This window comes from Varibaculum cambriense, from assembly GCF_022133705.1.
GTDB classification, from domain to species: Bacteria; Actinomycetota; Actinomycetes; order Actinomycetales; family Actinomycetaceae; genus Varibaculum; species Varibaculum cambriense_A.
The window spans coordinates 133,241-141,470 of the sequence record NZ_JAKNHJ010000005.1; the positions used below are offsets into that span (position 1 = coordinate 133,241).

The 8,230-nt window shown below is 53.7% G+C and carries 6 protein-coding genes; 2 read left to right on the top strand and 4 right to left on the bottom strand.

Annotated elements, in window-relative coordinates; translation table 11 throughout:
* The first annotated feature begins 6 nt into the window (after nucleotides 1-6).
* On the top strand, nucleotides 7-1,599 hold the full coding sequence (locus L0M99_RS03845; RefSeq protein WP_024058394.1) for an MFS transporter: 1,593 nt from the start codon (nucleotides 7-9) through the stop codon (nucleotides 1,597-1,599).
* A gap of 126 nt (nucleotides 1,600-1,725) precedes the next feature.
* On the opposite strand, the gene galK is transcribed toward L0M99_RS03845, so the two are convergent.
* The 4 genes from galK to L0M99_RS03865 form a co-directional block, all read right to left on the bottom strand.
* Nucleotides 1,726-3,027, bottom strand: a complete 1,302-nt coding sequence (gene galK / locus L0M99_RS03850; RefSeq protein WP_024058395.1) for a galactokinase — start codon at nucleotides 3,025-3,027, stop codon at nucleotides 1,726-1,728.
* Nucleotides 3,028-3,102: 75 nt separating this feature from the next.
* Nucleotides 3,103-4,029 carry a tetratricopeptide repeat protein gene (locus L0M99_RS03855; RefSeq protein WP_024058396.1) on the bottom strand — a complete coding sequence of 309 codons (927 nt, stop codon included), beginning with the start codon at nucleotides 4,027-4,029 and terminating at the stop codon, nucleotides 3,103-3,105.
* Nucleotides 4,030-4,041: 12 nt separating this feature from the next.
* On the bottom strand, nucleotides 4,042-5,049 hold the full coding sequence (locus L0M99_RS03860; RefSeq protein WP_024058397.1) for a hypothetical protein: 1,008 nt from the start codon (nucleotides 5,047-5,049) through the stop codon (nucleotides 4,042-4,044).
* Nucleotides 5,046-6,536, bottom strand: a complete 1,491-nt coding sequence (locus L0M99_RS03865; RefSeq protein WP_238127815.1) for a hypothetical protein — start codon at nucleotides 6,534-6,536, stop codon at nucleotides 5,046-5,048. Before L0M99_RS03865 ends, L0M99_RS03860 begins: the two co-directional genes overlap by 4 nt.
* A 266-nt stretch (nucleotides 6,537-6,802) precedes the next feature.
* Between L0M99_RS03865 and L0M99_RS03870 the strand changes: the two genes are divergently transcribed.
* Entirely contained in the window at nucleotides 6,803-8,158 is a 1,356-nt protein-coding gene (locus L0M99_RS03870) for a cellulose-binding protein (RefSeq protein WP_283217053.1), read from the top strand.
* Nucleotides 8,159-8,230: the final 72 nt, after the last annotated feature.

The following is an 8,230-nucleotide window of genomic DNA, read 5'->3' on the forward strand; positions in this document are numbered from 1 at the left end:
TACCCCATGGAAGAAAAGAAATACCTTAAGTGGTACAACAAAGTAGGTTACGGCTCTGGTGATATCGCCGGGAACGTGGTCTACGCTTTCCTTTCGGCGTTCGTAATGATTTACCTTACGGATACCCTAGGACTGAGCGCTGGAGTCATAGGAACCCTGATAATGCTGTCGAAGTTCTTCGACGGTTTCTCGGATATCATTTTTGGGCGCTTAATGGACAAAACCCATTCGAAAATGGGTAAGGCACGGCCTTGGATGTTCTACGCATTCTTTGGATGTGCCGCCATGTTGATAGCGATTTATGCCATCCCCACCTCTATGGGTAAAACCGCCCAATACACCTGGTTCTTCATCGCTTATACCCTGTTGAATGCGGTGTTTTACACCGCAAATAACATTGCCTATGCTGCCTTGACCGCGTTAATTACTAAGAATCGCTCCGAGCGGGTGCAGATGGGGTCGATCCGTTTCATGTTCGCCTTTGGCACTAATCTCACGATTCAAACCATCACCGTCAGCGTAGTGCAAGCAATGGGTGGCGGTGCGGCTGCCTGGCGAAATGTGGCGATTATTTACGCGATAATCGGTATCTTGTCTAACACCTTGGCGGTGTTCTCGGTCAAAGAGCTTTCTCCCACCGAATTGGCAGAGGGGGATGAGGAAGCAGCTAAGACTGATGACGATGTTACCTTCCTGGAAGCGTTGAAGCTGATGGGCAACCGTTACTACGTGATTATCGTAGTTTGCTTTATTTTGATGCAGTTCTTCACCGCCACCCTAAATATGGGAATTTACTTTATGACCTACATTCTGGGGAACGCTAAATTACTGGGCGTATTTGCCTGGGCCATTAACATTCCGCTGATTGTGGGGCTACTGATAACCCCACTGGTGGTTTCGAAGATCGGGAGGATGCAGCCGGTTACAATCGTAGGTTACATAGTGGCCGTCCTCGGACGCTTAGGGGTAGTTCTGGGTGCGTCGATGGGCTCAGTCACGTTGATGCTATTTTTCTCCGGATTAGCTTCGCTGGGAATGAGCCCGCTCCAGGGAACCCTTAACGCCCTGATTGCTGAGATCAGCGAAAATACCTTCTTGCGCACTAAGAAGCGCATTGATGGCATGATGTTCTCTTGTTCTTCTTTAGGGGTCAAGGTCGGCAGTGGGGTAGGTACCGCAGTCGCCGGTTGGTTGCTTGAGGTAGGGGGTTATGTAGGCGGAGCCAAGGTACAAGTGGAATCGGCTCTACAGATGATCAAGTTCATGTACCTGTGGGTACCTACGATTGCCAACCTATTGATTTTGGTGCTCTTGTTCTTCTTGGACGTGGAAAAGAAGAACGAACAGTTGCGGGCGCAACTTGATGACCAGGATGCGCAGGCACTTAAAGCCGCAGTTCCTGGCATTAGCGCCAATGAGAGTACTGCCGAAAAGGTAGTACAAGGTCACGCTATGGGAGGATCTGGTGCTAAAGAATCTCTTGGCCTTAAGCTAGCTGAGCTCGATGCGGAGAAACTGCCTGATGTAGAGAACATACCGAATCTGGAAGATAGCGAGACCGCGGATTCCCAGAACCAGGTAATAGAGAAAGGTGACTGAACAGTTGCAAACAAGCACTATCTATAGTGTTGGGTTAGCTGCTGATTTTTAAACCGCAAAGTTCCGCCGGGTAAAGCTAAAAGAGTTTGACCCGGCGGAACTTTGCGGTTTAAAAAATGGTCACGACTATTCCACTCTGCCGGCTGCGGCGGAGGGCAAGGCGCTAAGGAAGCGGGGCTGGTTAAAACCAGCTTTGGTGAAAGCATCTAGTATGGCATCGGCAGTTGCCTCTAGCTGGTCGCTGCGAACCAGGGCGATAGCGCACCCTCCGAAGCCTCCTCCTGTCATCCGGGCTCCATAGGCGCCGGCCCCCCGGGCTGCCTCCACCGCAACATCTAGTTCTTTGCAGGTAACTTCGTAGTCGCGCCGCAAGGATTCGTGGGAGGCGTCTAGCAGCTCGCGCCATTGATCTAGATCCGCGCCTGCCTCTAAAAGCTCACACAGCCGCTGGCAGCGAGCAATCTCGGTAAGTACGTGGCGTACTCGCGAAACCTGCTCCGTGTCCTCTAATTTGTCCAACTGCGATTGCACCCAAGAGGGAGGATAGTCTGCAGCTTCTAAGTCGGTCAGGTTATCGGAGGGCGTAATATCTTTCGGTATCAGTTCACCAAGTTCTTTCACCCCCAAAACCTGAGCCGCCTCCTCACAGGCAGCTCGGCGTGCCCCGTACTGTCCGTCCGCAAGATCATGGGAAGTGCAGGTATCTATCACTAGTAAGGACAGTCCCAAAGCTGGCAAATCAAAGGGGTGGGAACGAGTTTGCCAGGTGGCACAATCCAGTTCCAGGACTCGATCTTGTTCACAAAGCATCGATGCAGATTGATCTAAACCTCCGGTAGGAGCCCCCACATAGCGGTTCTCAGCTACCTTTCCTGCCTCTACCAGCAGTTTTCTTCCCTCAAAGCTGCCTGCCAACCCCAGCGAAGCCAGGTCGTCAATACCCACCGCGATTGCGCATTCTAAAGCGGCGGAAGAAGACAGACCGGCGCTTAAGGGAACGCTGGAAGCTATCGCTACTTCCAGTCCCGGTACTTTCTGCGCTAGTGCTTGCGCTTTTTCCGGGTGGCCGTTATCTTCAAGTACCTGTTTCAACCCCAAGATAACGCCCCCAACAAAAGCGCCAGGGCCACTAGCGGGATAGTTTTTTGCTAACTCTAAAAGGCTGTGAACGCTTAGCTGTGGGAAGTCTTCCGAAATAATTTTTAGTTGATCGTCCTCCCGTACCCGCAGCGCCACATAGATAGCGTGGGGGAGGGCGAGAGGTAGCGCCTTCCCGCCATTGTAATCGGTGTGTTCCCCGATTACATTGACCCGACCAGGAGCCCGCCAGACTCCTTCTGGTTTCGCTGCAAAGGTTTCCTCGAAAAGCTCTCTAGCTCTGAGCGCGCCCTCTTGGGGATCATATGCGGGGATAAAATCTGGTTTCATGGTTACGTTAGAACCTTTCTATTTGGCCTGGTGTCAACCAGTCTACCTTGCATTTATCCCCCGCAGGGAGGGTTTCTAAAATAACAGCCTAGACAGGCGCTGTCGCGCCAATTTCACTGCCTCGGGGTTGCGAGACAGGCGGAATAGCTCCAGCAGACGTTGGCGATACTCGTCGCGCTCCTCGTCAGCAGACTTTGCGATAAGGGATAACAGTAGATCGAAAGCTTGCGGTTCATTGCCGGCTTGGAAAAAACGATCCGCCAAAACCAGGGGATCGGAATCATCTTGGCCTTCTTCAGTCTGCAAACGCTGCGCAATCGATACTTTATCTACCAGTGCCTGATAGCGGGAGGATTCTTCGGGGCGGTTCCGCAATAGCTTTTGCGCCTGCTTCATAGCCTCTGGGTAATCTCCTGCTTCTACCAAAGCTTCCACCGCTTTTTCTTCTTCGGTTCGCGGATCTTCCTGACTCGAGTCCGCTTCTCCTGCCATCACGCCGGTTAGTCCTGCCTGTCCGGCGATCTGTAAGACCTGATCGATAAGCGGTTTAATCTGGGCTTTGGGCTGCGCCCCTTGGAAAAGAGGTGCGGGTCTACCCCCGATCAGCGCCACCACCATGGGAATGGATTGCGCCTGGAATGCCTGCGCTAACTGCGGAGAATCATCCACATTGATTTTCACCAATTGGAATCGCCCCTGATATTCGCGCGCCAGTTCCTCTAGAATCGGGCCGAGTTGTTTGCAAGGTCCGCACCAGGGAGCCCACAAGTCAATGATTACCGGCACTTTAAGCGAGGTTTCAGTGACTTCCTCAAAAGTGCCATCGTCAGCGTCGCGAATAAAAGGACCGGCAACTACAGCACCGCTACTTTGATGTCGCCTGCTTCCGGCATTAGCTGGTGCTTCGCTTACGGCAGGATTATCTGCCAATCCTGGTTGAGAATCCGTTGCAGTCTTAGCAGCAAATTGCGATAGATCAACTGCTCCATGTGTTTGTGCCAATCGAAACCATCCTTACTTAGCGGCCGCCGTTAAAACTTCAGAAGCCGCGATTACCCGCACCTTGCCATCTTTGGTGCCCTTGGGTGGTATCTGCAGTAGCACGCAGATAACTCGGCTCCAGGAAGCTTGTTTGGTGACCTTGCCGTTGTCCAGCAGATTAACCACATCACCGCTGAGGGTGATCGGTTTATCTTTAGCTACGTCCGTCAGCTTAACTTCTTGAGTGTAGGTGGTCGCCACCAGTGCCCCATTTTTCGCGGGCAGATTAATCGCCAGGGTGTTATTTTTAAAATCAGTAGGAGCTACGGTGGATGCTACCTTACCGGCATTTCCTACTCCCTCGGTCAATGCCTTCAATTCTGCGCGTTTACCCTCCATGAGGGGATCCACAAACACTTTGTCGGCATTTTTTGCTTTCGCATCAAAGACAGTCTGCGCCCAAGTGTTGACCGCTACTTCCGGAGAAAACATCAGGTTTGCATCGCTAGCCAGATCTAAAGTTTTCGATCCCCGGGCTACCACGTCAGTTTCGGGCAAAGACGCCTTGGGCAGTAGCTGCATCCACTGCCATAGTTGATAGGGGCTGGTTGCCTGGTTTTGCCGGATTATTTCCACATATTTTGCCCCGCTGCTATCTGCCCCCGTCACGTTAAGCAAAGCGCGTGGCCACTTGTTTCCAGAGGTTACGGTAGTGATTTCCGAGGACGCAGGTAGCGCAGTTGGGACCGCCCGGTCGTTCTTTTGATGCATCTGGTATTGCGCGGTGCGCATGGCCAGTGCAGGACCGGCCACTCTGGGTTTTAGGGCTCCGGCATCAAATTTGGCGTCTCCGGCGGCTAAAGCGGAGTTAACTGCCTTAAGGATGGGGTCTACCTGTTCGACTTGCAGGGCTGGATAAGTCTCGGTGGGAGAAGAACTTGGTACCTCTTTGCGTTCAGCGGCACTAGTGCATCCTGCCAGGCTGGTTATTGCCAGGCAGCTAGCTGCGGTGACGGACAATAGTACTCGCATTTTTCTCATCGGTTGCTACCTCCTTGGCTCTGGTCAAAGGTGGATTCGCCTTCGAAATCTGCCATATCAGGACCATCGCCTAATCCGTCCAGGTCAAAATCGTCGTCCTCGTACCATTCTTCGGTGTGCTCAGGAGTTACCGCCGCTTGGTTTGCGGGAGGTTGATAGGAGGCTGCCGGGTTGTAGGAGGCGTGCGGTTGGTAGGACTGTGCTGGCTGTGGTGAGGCAGCTGGGTTGTAAGCAGCCTGAGGTTGCAGTGAGGCAGCTGGGTTATATGATGCGTGTGGTTGATATGAGTCTGCTGGTTGCAGTGAGGCAGCTGGACTGTAGGAGGACAGTGGCTGGTAAGAATCCTCTGGTTGTAGTGAGGCCGCCGGATTATAGGAAGCCTGTGGCTGGTAGGGCTGTGCTGGCTGTGGTGAGGCAGCTGGGTTGTAGGAGGCCTGCGGTTGGTAGGGCTGTGCCGGTTGCGGCGAGGCAGCCGGGTTAAAAGATGCCTCGGCTGCAACCTCAGGGAGCGGAGAATATGCCGTCGGCTGAGGGCTTTGCGCAGGTAACGCCAGCTCTGCCGCTGGCATCGTGGGAGCTGAAACTTCCTCAGTAGCCGGAACTTCTGGGGTCAGCGAATCCGCGGCTTCGGGATTGATCGCTTGTCCGTCGGCATCAGTGTGGATTACTGGCACCAAACCGGTGGGGAACTTTACCCCTTCCACTTCGATGGTGGCTTCTCCGCGTTCGCGGGCTTTGCGTAATTCGGAACGCGAGGGGGGTTTAGTAACCGCATTGAGTGCAGGTATCTGCACGGTTTGCTCTCCTTGAGCCGCGGCTTCCTGTGTGCGCTGTTCACGGCGCTTACGTATTTCTGCTTCTTCTTTAGCTGCGGCTATGGCCAGGCGATTGATTACCACAGAAACGACTGCTCCGATTAGCATCAATAGCAGTCCCGCGATCAGCAGTGGCCAGAACCAAGGGGTAGAAACTGGCTGTGTCCACTGTAAAGTCAGCTGGACGTTCCCTTCCTCTGACCAAGCGATCAGAGACCATGCGCCCTCGGAACGATCCCAGGTTTCGCTGATCCTGCCGGTATCTACCTCTTTATATTCGACCCACATATCCTTTCCGGCAGCTTCTCCGGGTTGCCGCGGATCTGCTTTCCCCTGATGCGGTTCGGTCAGTAGGCTGGTGTCATCTTTTTGTCCGGTAACTTCCACGTAGTTTTGGTCAGCTGCCCAAGCAGTCACATCGGCAGACCGTCCGATCGCTAAGGCTACTTTCCCTTGCCCGGCGACGGTGATTTTGGTGGGGGAGTCATAAAGTTCAAACATTCCCGGTCGGGTAATCGCTAAAGCTTGCTTTTGACTACTAGTAGGTAAAGAAGCTGAAACCTGCGGATTTGGTTTCCAGATGGTCGCGTTGCCCACACCTACTAAGGCCACCAGAGCTCCCGCTATTACTAAAAGTAGTGGAAGCCAATATCTGCGTAAGAAAATGTTCACCAGTTTCCCCTCAAGTCGTAGCCGGACAACTATAAGTACACTTTACTTGCTTTGCTGCGGTGATGCTTGTACCCGGTTAGGGGTGTGACTAGGGTCAATTTTACCGTAACGTTTGGTTTCACGTTGAAATAAGTGAAAGACTAGGCAGTGATACGGGGTTTCGCACTCCTCAAGTAATGGAATAAAATGTTCCGAGTAATGCCTAATCTCAGCGGCTCATCTTCAGGGAGGACCAGGTGGAAGAACAAACTGATTTCCCGATCGTAATGCGCGGTTATGATCGTGTTCAGGTCGATTTGCAGATTCAAACTTTGAATAACCAGATTACCGAGTTGCAGCAGAAGCTGGACACGGTTGACCAGCGCAATGTGGATCTAGGGGAACAACTCGCTGAAGCGCAGAAGCAACTGCGTTCTTCCGATCGTAGTTCTTACACCGGGATCGGCGCCCGGATAGAACAGCTGCTGCGCAGCGCGGAAGAACAATCAACCGCGGTCATCAATAAGGCCAATGCTGAGGCCGAGCAGCTTATGGAAAAGACCCGTAAGAACGCTCAAGATATGTCCGAGCGAGCAGAAGCGGAAGCTGCTTCCCTGATTTCTGAGGCGCGGCGCGAGGCTGAAGAACGTACCACTACCGCGGCCACCGAATCCGAGACAGTGCTGACTAATGCGCAGCATCGGGCGGACGAACTGGTTGCCGCGGCAGAGCGTGAAGCCTCCTCGCTGCGGGCAGAGACCAATACTCAGGTCTCTGACCTGAAAGCAACCGTTGATCGGGAAACCGAATTGCAGCGGGCTCAGGCTGAAAAAGACTATGTTGAAATGCGAGTTAAGGCAGAGCAAGAGGCGTCTCAACTCCGCAATGATGCGACTGCAGAGGCGCAGGCACTGCGCGAGTCCTCTTTGACCGAGGCTACCAAGACCCGGGAAGAAGCTAAGGAACAGGCAGAAAAGACTTTGGCCGACGCCCGCAGTCAGTCCGAAAGCATTTTGAAAGAAGCGCGGGAAAGCGCTGATAGCATCCGTTCCGAGATCCAACAGATGCGTCAAGAGGCCGAAACTGAGATCGCAGCTGCTCGCGCTGCCGCTCGCGAGGCTGATGCTCAGGCTCACGAGCAATCTCGTTCCGAAACCTCCGCGATGGTGGCCGCCGCTAAAGCTCAGGTTGCTGACGCAGAGAAACACTTGGGTGAAACCTTGCAGCGGGCAGAGCGACTGCTAACTGACACTGACGCAGTGGTTCGTCGCCGTCAGGAAGATGCGCGCCGCGCGGCAGAAGCCACGATTGCGGCCGCCGAGGGTGAAGCCGAGCAGGTGCGCGAAGCTGCCCGGATCGAAGCCCAGGCAGAGCGGGCCGCCGCGCAACGCACGGTGGAGCGTCTGGAGCGTCAACGCGAATCTATCGCTGCTTACCTGGAAGAAATGCGGGGCTTGCTGGGCTCTGAGACCGCTACCGGTCTAGAAGGATTGACCCCCATGCAGCAACTTCCCGCAGTGCTAGCACCGGAAACTGAGGAAGCAGAGGGCGAACAGCCGGCTCCAGTGGAACCGCCGGTATCGCCAGTAACCCCCGATGAAGAATCGGCAGCTACCGATTTGTTCACTAACGAGGAACAATAAACGCAATAAGCTCGTTTAACTTAACTTTGGGCGCGTCTTTGGAAAACCAAAGACGCGCCCAAAGTTTTTTTT

What these genes read in the sequence shown, in the direction of transcription:
- L0M99_RS03845 (WP_024058394.1), top strand. Translation starts at nt 7, where the DNA reads ATGGAAGAAAAGAAATACCTTAAGTGGTACAACAAAGTAGGTTACGGC.
- galK (WP_024058395.1), bottom strand. Translation starts at nt 3,027, where the DNA reads ATGAAACCAGATTTTATCCCCGCATATGATCCCCAAGAGGGCGCGCTC.
- L0M99_RS03860 (WP_024058397.1), bottom strand. Translation starts at nt 5,049, where the DNA reads ATGAGAAAAATGCGAGTACTATTGTCCGTCACCGCAGCTAGCTGCCTG.
- L0M99_RS03870 (WP_283217053.1), top strand. Translation starts at nt 6,803, where the DNA reads ATGCGCGGTTATGATCGTGTTCAGGTCGATTTGCAGATTCAAACTTTG.